Origin of the sequence: Paenibacillus sp. LjRoot153, from assembly GCF_964253085.1 — a bacterium.
Taxonomy (GTDB): Bacteria; Bacillota; Bacilli; order Paenibacillales; family NBRC-103111; genus Paenibacillus_E.
In genome coordinates, this window is sequence record NZ_CAXUQH020000001.1 from 4,771,864 (window position 1) to 4,795,757 (window position 23,894).

General features: G+C 44.4%; 27 protein-coding genes. 2 read left to right on the top strand and 25 right to left on the bottom strand.

The features are described 5' to 3' along the window. Nucleotides 1–44 precede the first annotated feature (44 nt). From ACSQ8P_RS20640 to ACSQ8P_RS20665, 6 genes are all read right to left on the bottom strand, one after another. A complete protein-coding gene (locus tag ACSQ8P_RS20640; RefSeq protein ID WP_436236900.1) occupies nt 45–257 on the bottom strand; it encodes a hypothetical protein in 213 nt (70 codons plus the stop codon). After that, nucleotides 254–928, bottom strand: coding sequence for a hypothetical protein (locus tag ACSQ8P_RS20645; RefSeq protein ID WP_436236901.1), 675 nt, complete (start codon nt 926–928; stop codon nt 254–256). Before ACSQ8P_RS20645 ends, ACSQ8P_RS20640 begins: the two co-directional genes overlap by 4 nt. Before the next feature lie 28 nt (nt 929–956). Continuing rightward, complete coding sequence (locus tag ACSQ8P_RS20650; RefSeq protein WP_436236902.1) at nt 957–1,112, bottom strand: hypothetical protein; 156 nt, start codon at nt 1,110–1,112, stop codon at nt 957–959. Between the two features lie 270 nt (nt 1,113–1,382). Beyond that, entirely contained in the window at nt 1,383–1,862 is a 480-nt protein-coding gene (locus tag ACSQ8P_RS20655; RefSeq protein WP_436236903.1) for a hypothetical protein, read from the bottom strand. Nucleotides 1,863–1,909: 47 nt separating this feature from the next. Beyond that, complete coding sequence (locus ACSQ8P_RS20660) at nt 1,910–2,545, bottom strand: trimeric intracellular cation channel family protein (protein WP_082595807.1); 636 nt, start codon at nt 2,543–2,545, stop codon at nt 1,910–1,912. 17 nt (nt 2,546–2,562) lie between these two features. Then, a complete protein-coding gene (locus ACSQ8P_RS20665; protein ID WP_436236904.1) occupies nt 2,563–3,639 on the bottom strand; it encodes a Gfo/Idh/MocA family protein in 1,077 nt (358 codons plus the stop codon). A 256-nt stretch (nt 3,640–3,895) separates the two neighbouring features. Between ACSQ8P_RS20665 and ACSQ8P_RS20670 the strand changes: the two genes are divergently transcribed. Beyond that, on the top strand, nt 3,896–4,117 hold the full coding sequence (locus ACSQ8P_RS20670) for a hypothetical protein (RefSeq protein ID WP_056621044.1): 222 nt from the start codon (nt 3,896–3,898) through the stop codon (nt 4,115–4,117). On the opposite strand, the gene ACSQ8P_RS20675 is transcribed toward ACSQ8P_RS20670, so the two are convergent. Genes ACSQ8P_RS20675 through ACSQ8P_RS20685 form a run of 3 tightly spaced genes read right to left on the bottom strand, consistent with a single transcriptional unit; the run spans nt 4,114 to nt 5,359 of the window. Next, a complete protein-coding gene (locus ACSQ8P_RS20675; protein WP_436236905.1) occupies nt 4,114–4,500 on the bottom strand; it encodes a kinase-associated lipoprotein B in 387 nt (128 codons plus the stop codon). The genes ACSQ8P_RS20670 and ACSQ8P_RS20675 overlap by 4 nt on opposite strands. A 14-nt stretch (nt 4,501–4,514) precedes the next feature. Next, on the bottom strand, nt 4,515–4,838 hold the full coding sequence (locus tag ACSQ8P_RS20680) for a thioredoxin family protein (RefSeq protein ID WP_436236906.1): 324 nt from the start codon (nt 4,836–4,838) through the stop codon (nt 4,515–4,517). A 2-nt stretch (nt 4,839–4,840) separates the two neighbouring features. Continuing rightward, the gene (locus tag ACSQ8P_RS20685; protein WP_436236907.1) at nt 4,841–5,359 is read right to left on the bottom strand and encodes a hypothetical protein; all 519 of its coding nucleotides are present in this window, start codon (nt 5,357–5,359) and stop codon (nt 4,841–4,843) included. Between the two features lie 74 nt (nt 5,360–5,433). Here ACSQ8P_RS20685 and ACSQ8P_RS20690 point away from each other — a divergent pair, with 74 nt between their 5' ends. Further along, nucleotides 5,434–5,655, top strand: a complete 222-nt coding sequence (locus ACSQ8P_RS20690; RefSeq protein WP_436236908.1) for a hypothetical protein — start codon at nt 5,434–5,436, stop codon at nt 5,653–5,655. Between the two features lie 65 nt (nt 5,656–5,720). Here the strand turns inward: ACSQ8P_RS20690 and ACSQ8P_RS20695 are convergent, their stop codons facing one another. The 16 genes from ACSQ8P_RS20695 to ACSQ8P_RS20770 all read right to left on the bottom strand — a co-directional run bounded on the left by ACSQ8P_RS20695 (nt 5,721) and on the right by ACSQ8P_RS20770 (nt 23,821). Then, nucleotides 5,721–7,334 carry an ABC-F family ATP-binding cassette domain-containing protein gene (locus ACSQ8P_RS20695; protein WP_436236909.1) on the bottom strand — a complete coding sequence of 538 codons (1,614 nt, stop codon included), beginning with the start codon at nt 7,332–7,334 and terminating at the stop codon, nt 5,721–5,723. A gap of 220 nt (nt 7,335–7,554) precedes the next feature. After that, complete coding sequence (locus ACSQ8P_RS20700) at nt 7,555–9,510, bottom strand: ABC-F family ATP-binding cassette domain-containing protein (protein WP_436236910.1); 1,956 nt, start codon at nt 9,508–9,510, stop codon at nt 7,555–7,557. Further along, a complete protein-coding gene (locus ACSQ8P_RS20705; protein WP_436236911.1) occupies nt 9,507–10,556 on the bottom strand; it encodes a M42 family metallopeptidase in 1,050 nt (349 codons plus the stop codon). The genes ACSQ8P_RS20700 and ACSQ8P_RS20705 overlap by 4 nt, the downstream gene beginning before the upstream one ends. Before the next feature lie 152 nt (nt 10,557–10,708). Further along, the gene (locus ACSQ8P_RS20710; RefSeq protein ID WP_436236912.1) at nt 10,709–10,999 is read right to left on the bottom strand and encodes a Dabb family protein; all 291 of its coding nucleotides are present in this window, start codon (nt 10,997–10,999) and stop codon (nt 10,709–10,711) included. 27 nt (nt 11,000–11,026) lie between these two features. Next, a complete protein-coding gene (locus ACSQ8P_RS20715; RefSeq protein ID WP_056621022.1) occupies nt 11,027–12,583 on the bottom strand; it encodes an ABC-F family ATP-binding cassette domain-containing protein in 1,557 nt (518 codons plus the stop codon). A gap of 105 nt (nt 12,584–12,688) precedes the next feature. Further along, on the bottom strand, nt 12,689–14,185 hold the full coding sequence (locus ACSQ8P_RS20720) for a DUF6382 domain-containing protein (RefSeq protein ID WP_436236913.1): 1,497 nt from the start codon (nt 14,183–14,185) through the stop codon (nt 12,689–12,691). A 13-nt stretch (nt 14,186–14,198) separates the two neighbouring features. Next, nucleotides 14,199–14,717, bottom strand: a complete 519-nt coding sequence (locus tag ACSQ8P_RS20725; protein ID WP_436239570.1) for an A24 family peptidase — start codon at nt 14,715–14,717, stop codon at nt 14,199–14,201. 18 nt (nt 14,718–14,735) lie between these two features. Then, nucleotides 14,736–15,401: a TadE/TadG family type IV pilus assembly protein gene (locus ACSQ8P_RS20730; protein WP_436236914.1), complete on the bottom strand. Its 666-nt coding sequence runs from the start codon at nt 15,399–15,401 to the stop codon at nt 14,736–14,738. Nucleotides 15,402–15,417: 16 nt separating this feature from the next. Further along, nucleotides 15,418–17,676 carry a hypothetical protein gene (locus tag ACSQ8P_RS20735; RefSeq protein WP_436236915.1) on the bottom strand — a complete coding sequence of 753 codons (2,259 nt, stop codon included), beginning with the start codon at nt 17,674–17,676 and terminating at the stop codon, nt 15,418–15,420. A gap of 14 nt (nt 17,677–17,690) precedes the next feature. Continuing rightward, entirely contained in the window at nt 17,691–18,695 is a 1,005-nt protein-coding gene (locus ACSQ8P_RS20740; RefSeq protein WP_436236916.1) for a TadE family protein, read from the bottom strand. Then, a complete protein-coding gene (locus tag ACSQ8P_RS20745) occupies nt 18,685–18,912 on the bottom strand; it encodes a Flp1 family type IVb pilin (protein WP_436236917.1) in 228 nt (75 codons plus the stop codon). Before ACSQ8P_RS20745 ends, ACSQ8P_RS20740 begins: the two co-directional genes overlap by 11 nt. 15 nt (nt 18,913–18,927) lie before the next feature. Further along, complete coding sequence (locus ACSQ8P_RS20750) at nt 18,928–19,797, bottom strand: type II secretion system F family protein (RefSeq protein ID WP_436236918.1); 870 nt, start codon at nt 19,795–19,797, stop codon at nt 18,928–18,930. 1 nt (nt 19,798) lies between these two features. Next, nucleotides 19,799–20,677: a type II secretion system F family protein gene (locus ACSQ8P_RS20755; protein ID WP_436236919.1), complete on the bottom strand. Its 879-nt coding sequence runs from the start codon at nt 20,675–20,677 to the stop codon at nt 19,799–19,801. Further along, nucleotides 20,674–21,933: a CpaF family protein gene (locus ACSQ8P_RS20760; protein WP_436236920.1), complete on the bottom strand. Its 1,260-nt coding sequence runs from the start codon at nt 21,931–21,933 to the stop codon at nt 20,674–20,676. Before ACSQ8P_RS20760 ends, ACSQ8P_RS20755 begins: the two co-directional genes overlap by 4 nt. Further along, nucleotides 21,914–23,029 carry a hypothetical protein gene (locus ACSQ8P_RS20765; RefSeq protein ID WP_436236921.1) on the bottom strand — a complete coding sequence of 372 codons (1,116 nt, stop codon included), beginning with the start codon at nt 23,027–23,029 and terminating at the stop codon, nt 21,914–21,916. The genes ACSQ8P_RS20760 and ACSQ8P_RS20765 overlap by 20 nt, the downstream gene beginning before the upstream one ends. Before the next feature lie 279 nt (nt 23,030–23,308). Continuing rightward, nucleotides 23,309–23,821: an acyl-CoA thioesterase gene (locus tag ACSQ8P_RS20770; RefSeq protein WP_056620994.1), complete on the bottom strand. Its 513-nt coding sequence runs from the start codon at nt 23,819–23,821 to the stop codon at nt 23,309–23,311. Nucleotides 23,822–23,894: the final 73 nt, after the last annotated feature.

The window sequence follows — 23,894 nt, forward strand, 5'->3', positions numbered from 1 at the left end:
TATTCTCTAACTATTATCAGGAAAGCGCGAATTGTCAAGCTTCATCAGGTTAGCCAAGGCTCCTCAATGACGGAGTGGGCATAGAAAGCCATGGCTTCTCCACAAGAAGGGCAGCTTGGTTTAGACGAAAATTCGTTGTACACCTGCGCCAAACTATAGGCCGTTTCATAATTAATCGCGATCAGCACATCATCTTTGTGGACATATTCGCAGATTTTTGAGCTGCAGTAAGCTCGAACCTTGTATTTATTACTCATTTGGGACTATTAAATGTATATTGCACCATCGTATTAAACTCGTGCAAGTACATATCCATATGTTTATTTTTTCGTTGCTGCATGTCGTAGTACATCATCCGATTTACGAACAAAGCATTTGACGAGATGAAAATATGCGAATCGGGATATATGCGCGTTAACACATGTCGAATAACATTGATGCTGTCACCAGATATAGGCTTCGCGGATACCCAATCCATTTGAGCGCCTGCTCCTGAACCGAACAACCCCGCTTCCGTCGCTGGATCGTTATACTTGCTTAATTGTTTAGCTTGATCATTTATACCTTGATCTTGTAACTCCCCCATATCAACTGCTACGTAGATATTCGTGTCCGTCATCGCGATTGAAGTTGAGCCCAGATGAGCCTCTTGCATCACTTGATCTGCTACTTCACGGTTCATGGAAAGGTACGTATTGCGATGTAGATCGTCTTTCTCAAAGCGCGATTGCCCTCGTGTTTGATCTTTTTTAGTGACTTTTGCAGCGCTGTTCGACTGATCTTGAATCTTTGTAGCACTAGAATCTGATAGGCCAACACTTTGAATAGACACCGAAGCCTTTTCTAATTTGTTAGAGTGTGCTGCTGAACACCCCGTCAAGCCGACGAAGGCAGCCGTCATAATAACTGACATTTTCACAGCTTTCATCGTCATTCCCCCTATTTCTCTGTATGTATTACTTGCTTGGAAGCCCATCCGCTTCCTTGGTATACGCAATTAGCGCAATTTCGTACCCTAATTCCTCTTTCATGCGAGATTCTAGATTGCGAAGATCTTGCATTAATTCCTCATGAATGCCTAAATTTGCAAAATGATACGATTCCATTTCCATTATTAAGTGTCCCCCTTTCTTTTCTTCAAATGACTCTAGTGTTAATATGGTCCATTTCCCTTATTTTTACTAAACTTCTAGGTGAAAAATCTTACAGTTTTTACTTTGTTAGCATAAACGCACGCATTTCCACTTTTACGCTAAATGGTGCTGTAAAGATCGTATTTTCAGAGTTATGATAAAAAAAACCTCCATCGCCACCACTCAAGTTGAGCGGTTTCGAAGAGGTTCATTTCGATTTCCATTTCAGGTTTCACTTTCGATTTGAATCTAATCTTCTTTATTCCTGGTCTCATCCATGTCTTCTAAAAGCTTACGAACGGCTTCCGGATCTACATTCCCTTGATCATGAAAGGCTCGAAGCTTCTTAAGGAGATCCGCCGCAATGGCCTCATCCTCGGATTGTTCAGCTTCGTGCGAAGGATCAAACCAGATATAAAAGCCTTCTGGTCCATTTCTTAAGAAGGAAGCGTTCCAATGCTCTGGATAGGCATACCCTTGCTCTCCAAAAATCATACCAAGCACATCATCATTCTCAATTGGCATTAAGTAATGAAAGGACTCTGGCTCTCCTGTATTGGTGAAATCTCGGTGCATATAGGCGTAGTGCAAGTAATGCTCACCGGTCTCTGAATCCTTCGATATTTCATACAGATCTAACTCCGTTTGCAACAATTCCTTTACGGAAATAATACGGGTCGCAATCGTTTCAGCTGAAATTTTCTGTTGCTGTGTTAAAGATGCTTCCAAATGACTCTCCTCCTGTCTCAAAGCGATTACCATGCAAGTGAATTGGACTAGGAATCCGATCTTCTTGTGGATTCCACTAAAGTATCACGCAAAGAGCGTTTCGGCAGTTTCCATTTGTAGTTAACTGAGAACATACGCAAAATGATGATAAGTGCAAAAAGAATAGCTAACTGCCACGTACCTTGTGACCACCCAAGTCCGACCAATGCGCCTGCGAGCATGCCCCAGACGGCGTAAATTTCATCTTTGAGCACGAGTGGTTTCCGACCTGCTAACACGTCGCGAACCATTCCTCCTCCAATCCCAGTTAGTACCGCGGCAACGATGATGGCACTTAGTGGGTGACCCATATTTGTCGCATAGAGCGCCCCTTGGATTGCGAATGCCGCTAAGCCAATTGCATCGAAGAAGGCTTCCCAGGTTTTCCACATACGAATATATTTCACAGGCATAAGGAAGACAACTGTCATCGCAAATAAAGCGATTTGAAAATACATCCCTTGCTCCCATAGAAGAACAATCGGTTTTCCGATTAGCATATTGCGAATGATCCCGCCACCAAACGCTGTAACAAGACCAAGTACATACACACCTAAGATATCATATTCCTCTTCCATCGCCACGATCGCACCACTAACTGCGAAGGCGATCGTCCCGATGATACTAAATAACTCCCAGTTCACTTGCTTGCAGCCCCTGTCTACTCGATGTCCCAGTTCAATTTCACTTCATCGCCTGTTTGCGACGAACGGTAAATCGCATCTAGGATCAAATTATTCGTATAGCCTGTCATGACAGAAGTTATCGGCTGAGAACCACTCGCGATACTGGATAAGAAATGCTGCACCATACGTGCTCGTGGATCATCATTCGCTGCAGGAGCCGAAAGCTCTGTTTCCACGATTCGATCGAATTTTTCTGCAAAAAGCTTTCCTTTTGCGCCTTTCAAATACGCGCCACCTTCAGAACCTAACAACTGTACAACTGGCAAGTTATCCGTTTCAAGTAGGCCTGCCCAGCTGACATCCAAGGAAAGTGTTGCCCCATTTTCAAACTTAATCAAGGCTGTCGCTAAATCCTCAACATCAAATTTCCCTTGCCAATTCGGAGCTCCCCATGTGCCAATCCCTTGCTTACGTGGGCCAAACTCTGCATAGGTTGATCCATACACGGAAACCGGCTTTGGATTCCCCATCAAATACAAGGTTAGATCTAACATATGTACGCCAAGATCGATTAATGGACCTCCGCCTGATTTTTCCATTTGCGTAAACCATGTTCCCCAGCCTGGAATGCCTTTACGTCTCAGATAGCTCGCTTTCGCATGATAAATGTGACCAAGCGCACCTTTCTCCACTTGCTCCTTCACAGCAATCGACGCTGCTTCCCAACGCATTTGGTGAGGGATCATGAGAACCTTGCCCGCTTTGCGCTCTGCTTCAACAATTTGACGAGCTGAAGCTAAATCGATCGCCATCGGCTTTTCCAGCATGACATGCTTTCCAGCCTGTAACGCTTGTACTGCAATCGGTGCATGCCACTCATTCGACACAGCAATAACGACCGCATCAATCGAAGGATCTGCTAACAATTTATCTGAATTTGCATATACCTGCTCAATGTTATGTTCTTTCGCTCTCGTTTCAGCAAGAGGCAAATATACGTCTGTCACGCCTGCAAGCTGTGCCCCTGGTATCGTTTTAAAAGTCTCCATGTGTACATTCCCGATATTTCCGGCGCCAATAATCCCAATACGAGTTGGTTTTGCTACTGTCATTTCTGTGACCCTCCAGAACCTGTTAGAATACAATCTTATCTATTATAAATGGGGTTAACCCTCCCCGCAACAACGAATCTGCTCCTCCAAAATTTATCTTAGCGGAACTAGCCCTGTAGCGCTATTATTCACATATAATAAATTGCTAAAACTTTTTTAATAGTTGAACGCAAACATATTTAACATTTGAAATGTATCCTAAATAGTGTAAGGCAGCAACAAAGCAGCAGTTACCGTGTAAAGGAGGGTTTTGAATATGCAAGCAAACACAATTCGTTTTAAGAATAAATCGATCCCTGTGATGAATTTTACTCATAAACGTTCCCAGATGGAGTTACTCTCAACGAAATTGAAGGAATACGAACTACATTTTGAATTTCGCAGAAAATTAAAAATGATCTCGATGATCGAGATCATTGGTGATGTAGCTATTTTCAAATACAATGATGGTACGAAGTTGTACTTAGAAGTTTCCTAATTGGACGGTGGAAAATATTCTTTACTCAGCTGATCAAGCTCCTGCAGAGAGCGTCGGGCCCATGCTTCCATGTCTGACAGCTTATCGATCTGAGCCAATAGCGCTCTCTTCAGAGACACTTGGTAATCTGGCACATCACCCGCATAAGGACGAATCGTTGCAATTGGCATTAATGCAATCTCTTGATGGGATAATGCTCTTCTTTGATGAAAAAAAGCTACGCTTGGATCCATCGGATTATGTAAATCTCCTTGTGTAGGGTGATCCTTCACGGCAAGAATACGAACAGCCGCCTTCATGCTGGAAGTCAACTCAACAACCTCACCAAAATAAACCCCTGTTTTATACTCAGCGATAACGTGGTCTCCGATTTGAAAACTCATCGTATACTCAACTCCTATTCTTGTTCTACTAATGGCATTAGTCTGCGGTATAGCTCATCCACGGATTGCATCCGATACAGATATTGCTTCTCTTTCCCTGGTTCGATCATGACAATGCATGGGACACTTGCAATTTGCCATTCTTGGCTGATTTGAGGCAGAAAATTAATATTACATTTCACTAACGGCAAGTTGGGCTTCATCGTCAGAATAATGTCCAGCATGCGCTCTGTTACTTTGCAGGTGCCACATAACGGCGTGTACATAAAGACAGCGAATGATTCTTCGCGAGCTTGATTAACTTTATCCTGAAGCTCTTTTTGAAATAACTCTTGCATCCTTATGCCCCTCTTTCATCCAACCACACTAAGCTTTCAAACGCATAGTCGATTAGATCGGAAAAGTCATCGAGATGGCTCTCATCAATTTTGCGTCCAAAGGATAACGTAATGAGATTGCGGTATTCCTCTGGTTGTTCCCCATATAGATACGAAATTTGCTGGGTAATACGCGGACGTTGCTCCCAAATGGCGTTCAATTGTGCTTCGATCATCGGGCAATCTATTTCGGGATCGTTCACATACGTATGAAGCTTAATTAACAGCGTGCACCCAGGTTTAGCCGTAGGATTTTCTAGAATTTCAGCTGCCAAATCACTCAAATGCACATGTAAGTGAATTTCCGCTTTATTCGGCAATCCCACTTGTCTAGCAAATTCAATAGCAAATGTGCGAGACATCGAGGACAAGTTAATTAAATCTTCTCTTCGTGTTATGATGATTTTACCTTCCAAATCCAAATCATAGACGGCCCCTTCGAGCACTACTTTGATATTGTCATAGATCGTTGGATCAAACATCCCTCACACACCTTCTTTCATCTTTTCTTTGATTCGATTATACTATGGATATACCATGTAAAGAAGGTGTTCTTATGTCAGACAAGCCTCAAGACCAGCAAGCCGACCAGGTCGAACCACAAGGTGTCAAAAAAGTCAGCTTAGCCGACGCGATCAAAGCCAAACTAGCTCAGAAACAAGCGGATCAAGCCGCAGCGCGCGCTAACCCCAAAGCAGCTGGAAATAGCAATCAAACAGCGAAAAGCCAAATGACCAAAAAAGTAAATAACCAACGCCGTCGCACTGGCGGCAGCTAGACAACACTTTGTGTAGCTAAAAGCGCCCTGAAAGTAACACTTCAGGGCGCTTTTCACTTTATTTCTTACGCGTAATGAATTTCGCGCTGTTTTTTCACATCTTCGCTTTCCAAATACTCATCATACGTAAACATTTTATCGATGAGACCTTTTGGCGTAAGCTCCATAACGCGATTAGCAATTGTTTGGATGAACTGATGGTCATGGGATACAAATAGGATCGTACAGTCAGTATCAACAAGCCCATTGTTTAGCGCCGTGATAGACTCCAAATCCAAATGGTTGGTAGGCTCATCAAGGATCAATACGTTGGCTCCGCTTAGCATCATTTTGGAGAACATGCAACGCACTTTCTCTCCTCCGGAAAGCACATTCGCTTTCTTCAACGCTTCTTCACCAGAGAACAACATGCGCCCTAGGAATCCGCGTAGGAATGACTCATCTTGATCCTTGGAGTACTGACGAAGCCAGTCTACCAATGTCAAATCAGAGTTGAAATAATCTTGGCTGTCTTTCGGGAAGTAAGCTTGAGAAGTAGTGATCCCCCACGCAAATGTACCACTGTCTGCTTCCATTTCGCCCATCAAAATTTTGAACAGCGTCGTTTTCGCAATTCCATCAATGCCAACGAAAGCAACTTTATCGCCTTTATTAATCGTAAAGGTTACGTTATTTAATACTTGAACACCATCAATTGTTTTGGAAATTCCTTCAACAGCAAGCAACTGCTTGCCCGCTTCACGCTCACCTTTGAAGTGAATGAACGGATATTTACGGCTGGATGGACGAATATCTTCAAGCGTAAGCTTCTCCAACTGCTTTTTACGGGAAGTCGCTTGCTTGGATTTGGAGGCATTCGCACTAAAACGTGCGATAAACGCTTCGAGCTCTTTACGTTTTTCTTCGGTCTTCTTATTCGCATCACGCGTCAAACGAAGAGCCAATTGACTGGACTCATACCACCAGTCGTAGTTACCGACGTACATTTGGATTTTACCAAAGTCGATATCTGCGATATGGGTACATACTTGGTTCAGGAAGTGACGGTCATGTGATACGACGATAACAGTGCCTTCGAAACGGGACAAGAAGTGCTCCAGCCAACGAATGGACTCTAAGTTCAAATGGTTGGTAGGCTCATCGAGTAAAAGAATATTTGGGTTACCGAATAAAGCTTGTGCCAAGAGCACGCGAACTTTTTCGTTACCATCAAGATCCTTCATTTTCGTGTCATGCATGGATGTTGAAATACCAAGACCGATCAAAAGCTCTGCTGCGTCGGACTCTGCTTGCCAGCCGTCTAGATCTTGGAATTCGCCTTCAAGCTCAGCAGCTCTCATGCCATCTTCTTCGGAGAAATCAGCTTTTGCATACAAAGCATCTTTCTCTTCCATGATTTTGAACAAACGGGCATGACCCATAACAACAGTTTTCAAAACTTCAATTTCATCAAATTCGTAATGGTTCTGTTTCAGAACAGCCATACGCTCGCCTGGTGTAATGTTAACTTCGCCTGTGTTAGGCTCGATCTCACCGGAAAGAATTTTGAGGAAAGTCGATTTACCTGCACCATTTGCTCCGATCAAGCCGTAGCAATTTCCTGGTGTGAATTTAATATTGGCGTCTTCGAATAGGGCTCTCTTGCCGTAACGAAGCGTCACGTTATTTACACTAATCATGGGGTCTATATACCTACCTTTATAATATTTTATCTTAATACGTGTTCAAAAAGTCGGGTTTTCAGCACCGAGAAAGTTGCCAGAACCTGAAGAAGGAGGAGCGGAGTGTAGCAAAACTACATGGCTACCTGCCTTCGAAGGTGAAAGCAAGATTCGATGTCGAATTGACTTCTTGGCTATCTTCGTAATCAAAAACCGACTTTTTGAACTTCCTCTTCTATCATAACTTATTTCGTTCTATTTCTTCTACTAACTCTGATAAATAAGTCCATCTTTCCATTGCAGCCTCAAGCTCCGCAGCGGTTTGTTGCTCTTGTTCATAAAGATCACGTGCGAGATCGAAGTTACTTCCAGAGTTTTCGATTTGCTTTTTCAAGCTGTCGACTTTGTCCTCCAAAGTAGCAATTGTATTCTCGATTTCGTCCCATTCCTTCTGTTCTTTAAACGAAAGCTTCTTCGGCCGATTCGTGGCTGGAGCAGAGCTTGCACTTGAAGGAGTAGAAGCAGTACTGCCGCTAGTCATCTTCGAGCTCGCTTGGCGCACGATTTCTTTCCGTGCTTGCTCCGCCTCTTCTTGTTCCCGTTTATCTTCCAAATAGTCGGAATACGTTCCTATGAACGGTTCGATCCCACCATTCCCGTCGAATGCAAATAAATGCGTCACGGTTCGATCCAAAAAGTAACGGTCATGGGAAACCGTAATAACAGCCCCGGAGAATTGATCTAGATAATCTTCCAGTATCGTCAAAGTTTGGATGTCCAAGTCATTGGTCGGCTCATCGAGAAGCAAAACATTCGGTTCGCCCATTAGTGTGCGTAACAAATAAAGTCTACGGCGCTCTCCACCCGAGAGTTTGCCGATTGGCGACCACTGCAAATTAGGAGAGAATAAGAAGCGTTCAAGCATCTGTGCGGCCGAAATGGTTTCACCATCCGACGTGCGAATCTGCTCCGCGGCTTCCTTGATATATTCGATCACGCGCATCTTCTCGTCCATTTCGACGTTTTCTTGTGTGTAGTACGCCAACTTCACCGTAGTGCCGGTCTCGATCGTGCCGCTGTCGGGCTGAATGCGCCCGGCGAGCATATTAAGCAGCGTCGACTTGCCGCTGCCGTTCGGACCAATGATGCCGAGACGATCCTTCGGCATCACAATGTAGCTGAAGCCGCTGAGCAGCTGCTTCCCGCCTGAGAAAGACTTGGTGATGTCGCCAAGCTCCATCACCTTCTTGCCAAGGCGGCTGCCAGCCAGCGCCATGTCGAGCTTGTCAGCGGAACCGTCCACCTTGCGGTCCCTTAATTCCTCGGCGCGGTTAATACGCGCCTTCTGTTTCGTCGTGCGCGCCTTCGCGCCGCGACGGAGCCAGGCCAGCTCGCGGCGGAGGAGATTCTGCCGCTTGTCTTCACTAGCGGCTTCGGAATCCATCCGCTCCGCCTTCTTCTCGAGGAACCACTCGTAGTTCCCCTCATAGCTGTAGATCTTGCCCCGGTCCAGCTCCAGAATGCGGGTGGTGACCCGCTCTAGGAAGTACCGGTCATGGGTAACGAGCAGCAAAGCGCCGCGCCATTTGCTGAGGAACTCCTCGAGCCAGATGGCTGTCTCGTTATCAATATGGTTCGTCGGCTCATCGAGGATGAGCAGATCGGCGGGCTGAATGAGCACGCGCGCCATGGCGACGCGTTTGCGCTGACCACCGGACAGCTGGCCGACGGGCTTGTCGAACTCGCTGATGCCGAGCTTCATCAGCACGGTTTTGGCCAAGGTGCTGGCTTCCCAGGCACCTTGCTCATCCATGCGCGCCTGAGCAGAGAACAGGCGCGATTGTTTCTTCTCGTTGGAGGCGTCCAGCTCCAAGTCGGCAAGGGCCAGCTCATAGTCGCGCAGCGTCTTCATGAGCGGCGAATCGCCGTGGAATACTTGCTCAAGCACCGTGGAGTTCGGATCGAACTCTGGGTTTTGCGGCAAGTATTCCACGCGGAAATGGTTCGCGTGCACGAGCTTGCCGCGATCTGGGGATTCCAGACCCGCCAGCATCTTCAGCAGCGTGGACTTGCCTGTGCCGTTCACGCCGATGAGGCCAATGCGCTGCTTCTCGTTCAGGGTGAACGAGATATCATCGAAAAGCACTTTGTCGCCGTAGGTTTTGGTTATATCGACTGCGCTTAAAATATTCATCCTTGCACCGGCTCCTGGATGTACGCGGCAAGAAGGGCTGCTGTATTCACTACAGCATCCATATGCGTTCGCTCCATGCTATGTGACGCATGAACTCCAGGCCCTATTAGCGCCGCACGAATGTCACGGCCGCCTCTCAATGCTGCCGATGCATCCGAACCATAGCGCGGATAAATATCAACTGCATAGCCAATTTCCAACTTCTCAGCATGCTCGATCATTTTTGAAGTCATCGCAAAATCATATGGGCCCGAGGAATCCTTGGCACAAATAGAAACATCTCGCTCACTGCCGCTCAAATCATCACCAAGCGCCCCCATATCTACAGCAATAAAGTCTGTAATATCCTCAGGGATAAATGAGGAGCCATGACCAACTTCTTCGTAGTTGGAGAAGAACAGCTTGATTGTATAATGAGGCTGTAAACCTTGTTCTCTGATCAGCTTAAGAAGTCCGAATAGCGACGCTACGCTCGCTTTATCATCCAAATGACGCGATTTTACAAAACCATTCTCCTTCACCTGGACACGCGGATCGAAAGAAATGAAATCGCCAACACGGATTCCGAGTGCCTGCACATCTTTTTTTGAGCTAACAAGCTCGTCAATGCGGACTTCCATATTCGCTTCATCGCGCTTATACTCACGCGCGTCCTCGTAAACATGAACAGAAGGTCTCGACGTAAGGATGGTTCCATCAAATACTTGCTCATCACGCGTATGAATTTGCACATACTCATTCTCAATCGCACCCATCATAAACCCGCCAAGTGACGTAATTTTCAACGTGCCATTCTCTTTAATTGAACGAACCATAGCACCGAGAGTGTCTACGTGCGCAGAAATGCCAATTACGCGATCAGAACTAACACCTGGAATGGTCACAATGCCGCAGCCTTTATTCGTATAAGAAAGCTCAAAGCCAAGCTTACTGACTTCTAGCTCTACTTTTTGCATAATGTGATGCGTATACCCTGTTGGACTAGGAGTCCGCAGCAGCATTTCTAGAACTTCTATCATGTAAGCTCTATTTAATTTAGACTTCACTTGGATTCCTCTCCCATGTCTATGTAAATTCGTATTGCGCTAAACACACAAAAAACAGTGCAGCCTAAGAATTTTCGCTAGTGCCTGACAACGTCAAGAACGAGCCTCTTCTAAGGATACTACACTGTTCTCCTATGTTTTTCAAACATGGGTTAGCTTACAAAATCAACACAGACGGACGTTCCATCAAGAACTGTTTTCATATGAGCTTTGACTTGTTCGTGCACAGGGTGCGTATCGTAAACCTTCAAATCGTCTAGGGAATCAAATTTCGTAATGAGTGCGATATCGTAAGAACGCTCTAGGTGTAGGATGTCTGTTCCAACCTCAATGTGTCTTAAAACCGGGATTTTACCCTCCATGTTCGTAAGAACGGCTTTGGTTACTTCTATGGCTTCTGGACTACGATCTTTGAGTTTAAAAAACACAACATGCGTTAACATCGTTATCTCCTCCATTTGTTAAATTGATTAATTCGTTACTTTGGCAGACCATTCTTCAACGTCCCACACACGAGTTACCCAGCCTTCATAGAATTCAGGCTCATGGCAAACAAGAAGTACGGTACCCTTATACTCTTTCAAAGCACGCTGCAGCTCTTCTTTGGCTACGACGTCTAAATGGTTCGTAGGCTCATCGAATAACAACCAGTTGCTTTCTTGCATAAGCAGCTTGCAAAGACGAACTTTCGCTTGTTCGCCACCGCTCAACATGCTCATCGCACGGGTGATGTGCTCATTCTTGAGACCAACTCGCGCAAGCGCTCCTCTGACTTCGTTCTGTGTCATGGAAGAGAAAGAATTCCATACATCATCAATCGGAGTCATGCTTGGCGCTTTGACCTCCTGCTCAAAGTAGGCAGGACTCAAATAATCGCCGCGATACGTTTTGCCACTGAATGGCTCAATTTTCCCAAGAATCGTCTTCAATAAGGTAGATTTACCGACCCCGTTGCAGCCGACGATCGCAATTTTCTCGCCGCGCTCAATCGTCACATTCATTCTTGGAAGCAAGGCACGATCATAGCCAATTTCCAAATTTTCCGCTTCAAATACGATTCTACCACTTGAACGCGATTCTTTGAATACGAATGTAGGCTTCATTGCCGTTTCAGGACGCTCAATGCGGTCAATTCGATCCAACTGCTTCTCGCGGCTCTTCGCACGAGTTGAGGTTGAAGCACGTGCTTTGTTACGTGCGATGAAATCTTCCTGCTTCTTGATATACTCCTGCTGTTTCTCATAAGCGTCGATATGCTGTGCCTTGTTCATTTCAGCCATATCAAGGAATTTCTCATAATTCGCCGTGTATCTTGTCAACTTGGAAAACTCCAAGTGATAGACAACATTGACGACTTCGTTCATAAATTCCGTATCATGTGAAATCAGCATGAATGCATACGGGTAATCCTTCAAGTACATTTTCAACCATTCAATATGTTCTACATCCAAATAGTTGGTAGGCTCATCGAGCAATAGGACTGTTGGTTTTTCTAGCAAAAGTTTAGCTAGGAGAACCTTCGTTCTTTGTCCACCACTAAGAGACGTCACATCACGATCTAATCCAATCGCATTTAATCCAAGTCCATTACCCATCTCTTCAATTTTCACGTCAAGCAGATAGAAATCACCGATTTCCAGACGTTCTTGAATTTCGCCCATTTCCTCGAGAAGCACTTCAAGCTCCTCAGGCGTGGCATCTCCCATTTTATCGGTAATAGCCATCATTCTTTTTTCTTCTTCATACAGGGGCAGGAACGCATCACGCAAAATATCACGGATTGTTCTACCTGCTGCTAGCACGGAGTGCTGGTCCAAATATCCATAATGGACTCGCGGGGTCCATTCCACCTTGCCTGTATCTTTCAAAAGCTTGCCTGTTAATATATTCATCAACGTGGATTTCCCCACGCCATTTGCTCCTACGATGCCAACGCGTTCACCAGCAAGCAAGCGGAATGATACATTTTTGAACAATGTACGATCACCAAAGCTGTGGCTTAAATCTTCAATTGTTAAAAGACTCATTTTGTAAAACCAAACCCCTGTCTAGTTCTAAGATAATCACGCATTTTACACGCGACTTCTTATTATACCACTGCTCATGGCAGACAGGAAGTAGAACTATTTGTATTAGAGCCGAAAAGTCAGTTCTTGTCGAATAATTCGCACAATGTCCCCATCTTTTAACGGATATCCTTGATAGGTGACAATCGGGAAATCATTCAAAAATGTACCATTGGTAGAGCCTGCATCTCGTAGTTGAAAGCCACTGCTAGTTTGAACAATTTCCGCATGAATTCTGGAAACTCCCACATCTTCCACCACATAATCGACTCTGCTGCTTAAATCTCCCCTGCCAATAGTAAAAACTTCACTGTTGATAGGAACGGTATGGCTGATTCCTTCAACTTTACTCTCCAATCGAGGACCAATCTGATCTCGCTTGGGAGATTTCCCAAGGAACACCGTGGCATTTGAATGTGATGGACCTAGCAAGGTTGTATGCAAGGCCAGATTTTGATAGTAGTGTTGGATGTCCATTGGATCCGACACACTATTTTCTTCGTCACGCATGACGTCATAATACGGATCATTGATGTTGTGAGCGATGGAAGAACTTTTCTTATTAGGAGAACTTCGTCTAGAGAACTCTGGGCGACCTAAGAAGAGAAGAACAAAACCCACATCCCCCAACAACAGCGTGATTCCAGCAATGATTTGCAGCATGCTCGCCCAAGGGTGTGCCAAATATTGCTGCCATAGAAAAGCAAATAGGATGAGAATAAGAGCTATTGCCATCCATCGCCCTCGTTGCTGTAGAGGAATGAATGATAGTGGGAATATTTTAAAATTTGATGTTAAAGACTTGTTGATCTCTTGTCCATTCATTTGCTTCTGATCAGGTTCTGACAAAATGGGGTTTTCAAATCTTGGCAGTATGTGTTTATCTTCATCGCGCTTCCAATGTGCTTTGGGTAATCCTAGTTCTGGTAAAGAGGCTTCAATAGGTTCGGATTGTGCTGCACGAATTGTTTTTCGTGTAAGAATCGGTTCGTCCATCAACTTTAACAACGCTTCCTTATATGCATGAAAACTTTTTCTAGCTAAATGTGTGGGAATCCAAACATGTAGTTGATCCTGTTCCTCTTCCCCTAGATGTAAGATAAGTTTATGGAGGAGTGCATCTATCGCAGGATAGCTCTCATCGACATCATGATCAATATCTAAGGGCGCATATGTCAGGTAAACATCCGACCAATCCTGTCCTATGAAAATAAAATTATCCTTCAACACGAAATTCATCTCACACAGCATATAGTTCTTGCTCTCATCCAGTGTACAAACAATCGCATACATCAACTTAGCCAGTACCTGGATCGAGAATTTCTCTACCTTCAAGACATGTGATAGCATTCGTTTGGAAGACAATCTATACAGGAGTCGAATGTTCGAATCCACCTCATGAATGTCGAGCGGCAGCAGCCTCGGAACTTGATTGGCTTCTAACATGCGGACCTGCAAGTTTGAAAGCTCACATGCTGCTAATCCTCCTTCTTTAAACAACTCCATAAGATGTCCATGTCGATAAACAAATTCATAACGAAGTCCGAATACTTCTTGCGTCATCCAATCACCTCATTCAAAGCAAAGAATAGTAACTCGTTACAGCCACAGCTGGAAAAACTGCGTACATAAAAGGAAATTTGATATTTTTTTGCTGCTTAAGCTCAATAATGGTTTCAATCTTATTGAGCGCAAATATTGAGAACAGCCAACCTGCAAGCTTACGACCCGTTGCTCTCATTTTTCTTTGAATAAGGATAAGGCATACTCCGATTAATCCTGCCCATAAAATCGCATAAACTAATGTTTGTAAAACAAACATCACGCCCATAATTGCTCCGATAGCAGCAAAAAGTTTGACATCTCCAGCTCCCAATGCGCCAATTACATACAATACAAATACGATCAGAAATCCTGTACATGCACCAATGAGGGAAAAAAGTAACCCGTCCCAACCTTCTAACCATGTGTGGAACAATAATCCGAAAATCGTTCCACACATGGTCAACATATTAGGCAGCTTTGAATGACGCACATCAATGGCAAAAGCAATGGTGATAAAAATGATAAATAGACCATGACATACAAGAATAATGTTATTCCTCCTTTCATTCTAAGCTCCTACCCACGCCCGCTCATAAGCCCTTTTTTTCAAAACAATTGCTTGGCTCATAAATGGAATGGGCAATTTATAGGTCAGTTGTACTTCCAAACCAAAAAATGCCTCACCGTCTTGCTTCACACTCGGTAATGTTATGGAAATGACTTTAAAGTTTCTCTTATCAAGGATCGATGCATCACAAAACGCAAACACAATAGGTGTAAATACCGCGAGCATTCGCGGCTTCACCTGTGTTTCATAAAAACCATTTAACTCATCATGTGCCATGCCTTCGCCAAGCTCCCGCTTCTCTTTTTCCCATCGTACGAGCTCCAACAGGGAATCTGGTATATAGGCCGCGAATTCATCAGCAATATCCTCTGTATTCGTCACCTGATTCCTTGCCGATTGCACTTGATCCACGACAGTATTAAGCATCTCCGCGGCACGGCTTTGATCATATTTCGATTGGGCTTTTTGAACTAATATCCTCACGGGATACAGTTGACCCGCAATGGACTTCGTCGCCTCGGATACGCCAGACTGCAACGCCATTTCAACCAGAGCAATTTGAATGAAAAGAACAAGACCTACTACAAAAGCAAGAAACATAGGTAGAAGGAGTGAAGCCTCCAGGACGATGCCGCCTTCTTGCTCTTTGTGAAATTTGAGAAGCAAATCCATGTCTCCTTCCTCAATACGAAACGACAGCAGCTCGATTCATTTGACATTGTGTTCCAACAACTTTACATCCTAAAAGTCCAGTCCCATCCAGCAGTTTCATTACTTGAGGAATAAACCAAAGCCTTATTTCACTCGTTGCATTCGCTTGAATATAGGAGGTTGCTTGATTGAGATCTTTGCCTGTTTCTAATTCGTGGAGCGCCTGAATTCGGGACATCAGCTTAGTATTGTTGCTATGCAGCATGAGAAATAAACGGAGATAGTCTTTATACGTCAACTTGAGCGCTGATGAGGAGAGCTTTGATGATAATTCAACAGCTTCCCCTTTTACCAATGCGTTCATGTCGACGAACGCCTCTGCTGCACCTTGAGCCGCTGCGGCCAGAAAAACAAGTAACGGGGAGCCAATTTGGAGAAGTTCTTTTTTGGGATCTAATAGCGCTTCAACGGTACGAATCGCTAAGCGTAATGAAAACATTTCTGCATAAGCCGAGGACATATTTGCCGCACACGAGGAGAATCCATACAACAGATATTCAACTTCTTGGTTTACTAGTGCATGAGTCCCAGGATCTATTAGCTCATTAGACAATTTTGGATTCCCGCTGGGATCTTTCTCTAATCCATAAGTTCGAAAGTTAAATTTTGTTAAGGCATATTCGTTCACGTAAAGTTCATCTCGCAGTACTTCCGCCGCGCTGTTTATTACTTCAAGCATATCCATTGCCCTTAAACTAGCAGGTTCTGCTTTTTCAATGTCATAGGCAACATCGTTCCCGATCATAGTATCTTGAGCATTCGCTTGTCGATATTTCTGATAGTAACCGGATTCACCCTGGAGCTTACTGTACGACACACCATCACCGGATTGCGTACTCGTAAGGCTGCAACCACCTATAGCTTGCTTGGCCTGATCCATGATGGCTTGGATTTTATTCTTTTGTGTCTGTTTATTTGTCGTTGTTGCTTCATTTGTATCCATTCTGGATTTTTCTAACGGACTTTGTTTTGTATGAAAATCATTTGCAATTGCCAAGTAGCTGTCGTTGGCTTGATTGACCTCACTTGTATGTACTGAAGTATACAAAATGACACTCTCTACAGCAGATCGGAATGTCGAAAATAACGCGGCAATACTTGCAATCGATGTTTGATATTGATAAAAATAGTCATCCCCAATTAGGGAAACGTGTTGAAATACACCATACGCTGCCGAATCTCCCTGTGCAGAAGATCTCGAGATTCCTGTCAACTTTGATCGTATCTCGTCATTTTTTTGCTTGGCAAGTCGCAAAGTTGGCTCAATCACCTGTTGTAGTTGCTTAATAACTCTTTCATCTGCTGCCACCTCAAGTTTCGTAGAGATGACGAGAGCCGTGTAAGTCATGATTTTCCGAACTAAAGCTTCAAGCTCATTTAGCTTTTGCGAAAGCATCCCAGCCTGCTCCTCAAGCCTGCTTTTGGCTTCTACAAGTGATTGGATACTTGCTGCTGCCTCAGGACCAGCTTGTGCGAATGATGCTAAAGAAAGATCCATATTCCTTATGCTCGCCGTAAGTGAACGCAAATTCTCTTGAACTTGGCTGATTTCGCCACGAACTTCGTCAACGGTATGAATCCCGATTTCAGCAGCTAATTTGTCTAGTTCTGCAACTCTTGTTCTATAATAGCTATGAAATTCAGTAGTTCTGGTATAGAGCACTTCCGCGCTCTGCCATGCTTCATCTAGCGAGCCTTCCCTTTCTTCGATCAACTTCTCGATCTCTGACGCTTCCTTCGCAAATTGCGAACCGATTTGAAAAGGCTCACGGACACCACTCTTTTGAAATTTATCAACAATTTCGAGCGTGTATTCAATCGGTGCTTTTATTTTCATATCCTCTATGAGCTGGCTCTCAAATATGACATGACTAGCAAGCGTATACACTGGCGTAACACGCAAAGCTCCATCTACAGCTTTGTTATTAATAAAGTGAAATGCATTCGCCGAAACGCCACCTGATAAGTTTTGGTCAAAAACATCTTTAAGTAATTTTTCTGACGCCTCCTGAGAGAGACCCATGCCATAAAGTCCTCTCTTCTGCAGCTCGGGATCAAAGGAGGACATCACTGATCGTGCAGCTGCATGTAAGGCAGATTCCGTTTCTTTCTCCGCTACTTTAATTCTGGCAAAATCAATGAGTACAGCTTGAAATAAAAAAATCGGCACAATAATAAGTATCAAATAGACGGATACTGTGCCGTTTTCGGATAGTAAGAATCTTTTCAATGGCTCCCCGCTTTCTAATTATGAATAACGACTACGATCCCTTTACGTTCGAGTTCTTTGCGAAAAGCAACCGTGGGCATCCCTTTGCCGCTGGCATCCTTCTTAAAAAAATGCCAAACGATGCCTTTCACGGTCGGATCATGTTGGAGAAGTTCTACATCCTTCGGCAGCTGTTCGGTACGAAGCTGAGCTTCCGTCATACTATAAAAAGCTTGATGACCAATACCTCTTGCGTCTAAAGCATCAATTTTCCTGCTTTTACCAGACACAGTCGTCAGCACAACCTCTGTCCCTCCCACAAGTGACCTCAAGTAGGAAGATGCCTGACGTTCAGATTGAATAGTGACGCTAGGACCAGACAAATCGCTTTTGATCGGATCTACAAGTGCTGCTTTCGCTTTCTGGGAAGAGATTCGTCCCACTAAGGTTGGGAGATAAGTGCGTGTCAGATCTGTGGTTCTGATCAGCTCTATAGAATCAACAACATGTGCGACAGCTTTACTTTCCGTTTGAGTTGCAGGCATCCACCGACTTAGTATTGTGGGCATTACAAAAGACTTGTTCACAGTCACCTCAACACGATGATCTAGTAAATAATTCGTATAGGATGCTGTTCCAGTAACGCCATTGGGAAGTAATACCGCGGCTTTGGCCAGCTTTTTCTCGACTAGTCCATTAGCTTGATTGGTGGGGAGTGCGACGCTAGCCCCTGAACTACCTTGTAACAAGCCAAATAAGTCACTTACATTATCCTGCGTCAGACGCCAATACAAACCATCCGTTTCCTGCGGATTAAAACTTCCTGTACTAACATCTTTATGGCTGTTAGTCCAAGTAAAAGCTAATTTCTCTGCGGCTGATCGAGCTAGTTGCCCTACGTAGACGTGCTGATAGGCAAACATGCCTACAAACAACAAAGTCACTGTACATATTAAAATTACAGGAAATACCAGAGAGGCTTCTAACGTAAAGGTACCTTGGTCATTTTTTACGAACAGACGAAGTTGACTACGGCGCACAACTCGTGGTCGGGCTCGGCGCACAGGGTGCTACCGCACTGTTATCCTTCAGGTCGGAGTTCGCATCACCAATCAGCTTCTGGAACCACGAAACGATCCACTTTCTGAAAATGATCGCTATCGCAACGAGCACTGCGACAATCAATAAAATTTCTAACGTACCCAAACCGTCTTCCTCTTTCCACACACGCTTAAAGATTTCCAGTCTTGTTTTCATTTCAACATCCCTCTCCTATTGGTTCATCATGAGTAACGCAGGTGCCGCGACGATCACCATCACCACAACAAAAATTAACACCATCGGGAATACAAGCTTAGAAGATGCTTCCTCCCCTAATGTCCGTGATATACTCTTCCTTCGCTGCCACAGCTCCAACGAAAGTGAATGCAGCGCAACGGCAAAGTCATTACCACCTCTTCTATAGTTCAGACCTAATGTCGATGCAAATAATGACACTTCGTGTAACGCGCAGCGCTTACTGAAATCCTCCAATACTTTCGTGAAGGAGATATTCATCTCCAGTTCATGCACTGCTACAAGCAACTCTTTGAAAAGCGGGGAATCCGACATATTCGGCTTTGCTTGAACACAACGTATCCAAGCACGGTTGACGGTCTCTCCAGCATTTACTAAAAGCACGATTGTGCTCAAAAATTCAGGCAGCTCAAGGATCATCCTTTGCTGTTTTTTTCGTATTTTGCTGTCCAAGTCACGAACCATCATCATTGGAGTTCCTATGGCAACAACCACGCCTAAAACAAGCAACGAACTATTTTCACCTGCTAGAATGGCAAGTACTGTAACGACGAATAGACACACCATGCCAGCGGAAATTAGTTCTGCTATAAACCATTTACTGCCTTGCGAAGACAAGCTTCTCCCATACAAAGTCATACATTTATGATGGATTTTTGAAGTGAAATCGGGGAACCTCTCTAACAATTGGAGCTTATCGATTACATAGCAGCTTGATGGTAAAAGCATTTTCATCCGAAAGGGGTACGTTTGCGTTTGAAACTGTCCCCCGTATTTCCTCCATCCGATCACTTGTACTGACATACAAAACACAATTTGAGCCAAGCCAAATAGCCATATCCACATCCTACACCCTGATATTCATTATTTTTTGAGTGAGTACATAACAAACGCCAAGCAACGACAAGCAGACAGTCATGATGAAAATCCCGTTCCCACGATAAAGTGGAACCATATAATCAGGCGAGGAAAAAGCCAATACAGCAACAATGAGGATAGGAGCAACAACAAGAACTCTCGATTCAAACCGTTTTTGAGCAACCATGACCGAAATTTCCTGGGTTATTTCCAACTTCTCTGCAATGACCGTTGCTGTACGTTTCATCACCTCAACTAAATTGCCTCCTGTACGCTTACAGGTCAGAAAAACATCGGTAAAGCTCATGATATCTTCTAAATGACTTCGATCTGCGAAATGTTTAAGAGCCGCCTCAATCGGTTCGCCGTTTTCGACCTTTCGGCAAATCAAGCCGAACTCAACGACGATCAAACAAGCGGGATCAGGATACAGCAGCTTCAAATCCTCCCATGCCTCTCGAAATGCCGATTCAATGGATTTTCCCACCGTCATGGAGGAAGAAAGACAGCTGAGCGCCTGCTTAAATTGTACAAAAAGCATATTTTTACGTTTTTGGATTAATTGCTGCCGACGAAAGCGAGGAAAGAGAAAGCCTGTAGATGCTAAAGCGGCAGCGAGGATAACATTTTGATAGAAAATATAACCGATCATGAATGTTGGTAAAGCAAGCATGAGAATAGCTGCTATTCTCTCCTTTGGGGTCAGTTGATACTGGTTATAATCGATGAAGACAACTGGGAGGACTGGCGGTGACTTGTGTGTTGGGGAGCTCTCGCTTCGTTTAGGAGGGTGTTTTCGTCTTTCAAGGTAAAGTAATAGGAGCCAACTTGCGCCACCCATTAAGACGAGCAGCAACCACACACTCATCCTGCATCACCTCCTTCACTGCGAACAAACCAACTAGGTAGCTGCTTGCCTGCCATTTGAAGCTTGTACATATTAGCAAGTGGTTGACCCGTATATCGAAGTTTTCCAAGGAGCTTACCTTCTGGCGACTCCCCGCTCTCCTCGAAGAGAAAAAGCGGTTCCAGCTGGACTTCGCCATCCTTCATGCCAACAACTTGATGAATCTCTGTTACTTTGCGTGATCGATCTCGCATCCGGGAAATATGTACAATGACATCAAGTGCTGAAGCGATCTGCTTGCGTATGACTTCAATGGGGAGCGGAGCAGCACTGAGTACCATCGTCTCCAATCTGCTGAGCATATCCAGCGAGGTGTTCGCATGACCGGTACTTAAGGAGCCATCATGCCCCGTATTCATTGCAGACAGCATATCTAAAGCCTCAGCTCCACGTACTTCACCAACAATAATGCGATTTGGACGCATCCGTAGGGAAGATCGAATCAATTCGCGCATCGTGATCGCACCCTTCCCTTCTGTATTCGCATTTCTCGTTTCCATACGGACTAAATTGGGAACAGTTTGGATCTGAAGCTCAGCTGAATCTTCGATTGTAATCACGCGTTCATGCTCAGGAATCCAAGCACTCAAAGCATTGAGAAACGTCGTTTTACCTGACCCAGTTCCGCCGCCTACAAATATATTAAATCCCGCTTCAACCATCATCCGCAGCATGTCTGCCGCTTCACCAGAAATACTTTCCATACGAATCAAATCCGACATATCCAGTGGATTTGCAGGAAATTTACGGATAGTTAACGTTGGACCACTGAGAGAAGCAGGTGGAAGCACGATATTTACGCGCGAACCATCTTTCAACCTTGCATCTACAATTGGTGTGGCTTGATTAACAATCCGATTCACTTTGGAGACAATCATTTGAATTAAATCCTCAAGCTTCTCTGCGCTTTCTAGCTCATAGGGGTAACGTTCAACGGCACCCATTCGTTCGAAGAAAATACAGCTGTGACCATTAACCATAATCTCTGTCACCGTTGGATCGTCAATTAACGGTTGGAGAATATCTAAGCCCCGAAAGCTATCGAAAATACGCTTGACCCCGACATGCATTTCACTCGAAGTCCAGCTATGCGCACTCGCAACGCGGAAGATGGTTTCTTCGATATGCCCTAGCAACTGTGCATCACTAACCTCATGTGTGAGATCGAGATTTCCTTTAATCTCCTGCTTTAATTCGTTAAACAGCCCTTGATTCAAGATAAGATGCAGCTCCTTCCCTGGGCATTCCCCCATTCTCATTGCATACAGCTTGTAGCATGACATACACTTGTTCGGAAAATATATCCGATTGCCAGACTTGTTCTGCCGAACTCATAACCTTCCAATCAGGAATATAAGGAAGTTTGAACGTCAATTCTTTACCTAGAAAATCGAAAGAATTGGTTTGAGTCCCCCTAAAGCTCGTCATGACAAAATGGATTTGAGGAAAGGCACTCATTTGTTTTAATAACGATTTTGTTCTAAAAATATCATTCCAATCATCTCGGATAAGCCAAATGATTGTGTCACTGAGTTCTAAGCTCTTGACGATTCTCGGGTGAATGGACGTCTCTAGATCAACGATAAGGGTATCGTAGACTGAAAGGCCAACAATGGACGCAATGAGTTTTTTCACTTGATCACCACTCATTTCTTGCATCTCCCTCATTTGCTCAAGTGGTGTCAAATAATCGAACCTTCGAGTGGCGTCATGTGATTTTAATAGCGCCAACTTCGGCCCAATCGATTCCGATGCGTCCTTCAAATAATAGAGGAGCTGCGATAATCGCCCCGATTCGCCCTGCAGCCACTGAGAAGCTGTACTTGTGGACTCCAAGCTCAGATACAAGACACGTTCACCACGAAATGCCAGCTGCTTCGCCATATGAACAGCCGTGATCGATTTGCCGGCATTGCCACTGCTGCTATAAATGGATATAACACGTGTGTGATTAAATTGTGTTCGGCCAAAGCCGGAAGGAGAACCATCCGCGTATAAGGCTTGAATGTGTGAGACCAACTCGTGCAGTGGCTGAAAACGGTATAAAAAAGGATGGACTGTTTCTGGCGAATCTGAATTTCTGATATATTGACTCAAAAATATCTTGCTTAATGAAGTGCGATGATGCTGCAATAACGGATAAAAAGCATCAGAAATCAACAGTACACCCTTGAGGTTCTGTTCCTCTAACACCTGCAGTAGGAGCTCGACTTGCGAGAAAAGCTTTACTTGCACGTGTTCAGCGAACTCCGTCGCCCGAATGAATACAGCTAATCGCTCGGCATAAACCATGTCGTTATCTAAGACATACAATTGAAGTTTCTTTATTTCAGCATCTCCTCTCCCAAACTTTCGCTATCCAGCGAACATCGCATACGTACCATTGCCAATGAGTACACAACCCATAACAGCGAGCACTATGGCTATACGTGTTATCGTTTCCGCCCTCATACTTCCCCTCCTGCCTCCTTCGGAAATGCAAAAAAGCACGCGCTGACGATAGAGATTATCTCTCTATAATCAGCGGTGCTTCCGCTTGTCCGATTTTCAATTAACCAAATTGTACCACATTTCCCTAATAAATCAATCCCTTTATTCCCAAGGATACTTCATTGTGAAGAAACTAGCGAGCTTCTTACTTTCCACCCGACGAATACGTCTCATCTCAGCGCGATGCGGGGCGGATTCATGCAGCTTCTTCTCCTCTTCCGTCTCCGGAATGACATCTGGTACTTCCACGGGCACCTTATTTTCATCTAAGGCAACAAAAGTTAGGAAGGAAGTCGCCGCTATTTTTCTAGCTCCTGATTTCAAATCCTCGGTTACAACCTTAACGAATACCTCCATCGAGCTTTTGCCTGTCCATGTCACGAAAGACTCTAAACAGACAGAATCCGACGTGTGAATCGGTGACAAAAAGTCAACAGAATCCGTAGATGCTGTCACAACTGACCTCCGACAATGCTTATGTGCCGCTATGGAAGCAATGTCATCAATATAGGACATCAGTTTTCCACCAAAAAGCGTATTATGATTGTTTACATCGGTTGGAAAAATACGTGATGTTTTGAAACATCTAGATTCTCTGGAAAATCGCTGCTCCATGTCTGCTTACCCCTCTATTCCTCATCCAAAATATGACTCATCATATCATACTTTTGGCTGAATTTGGTTATAA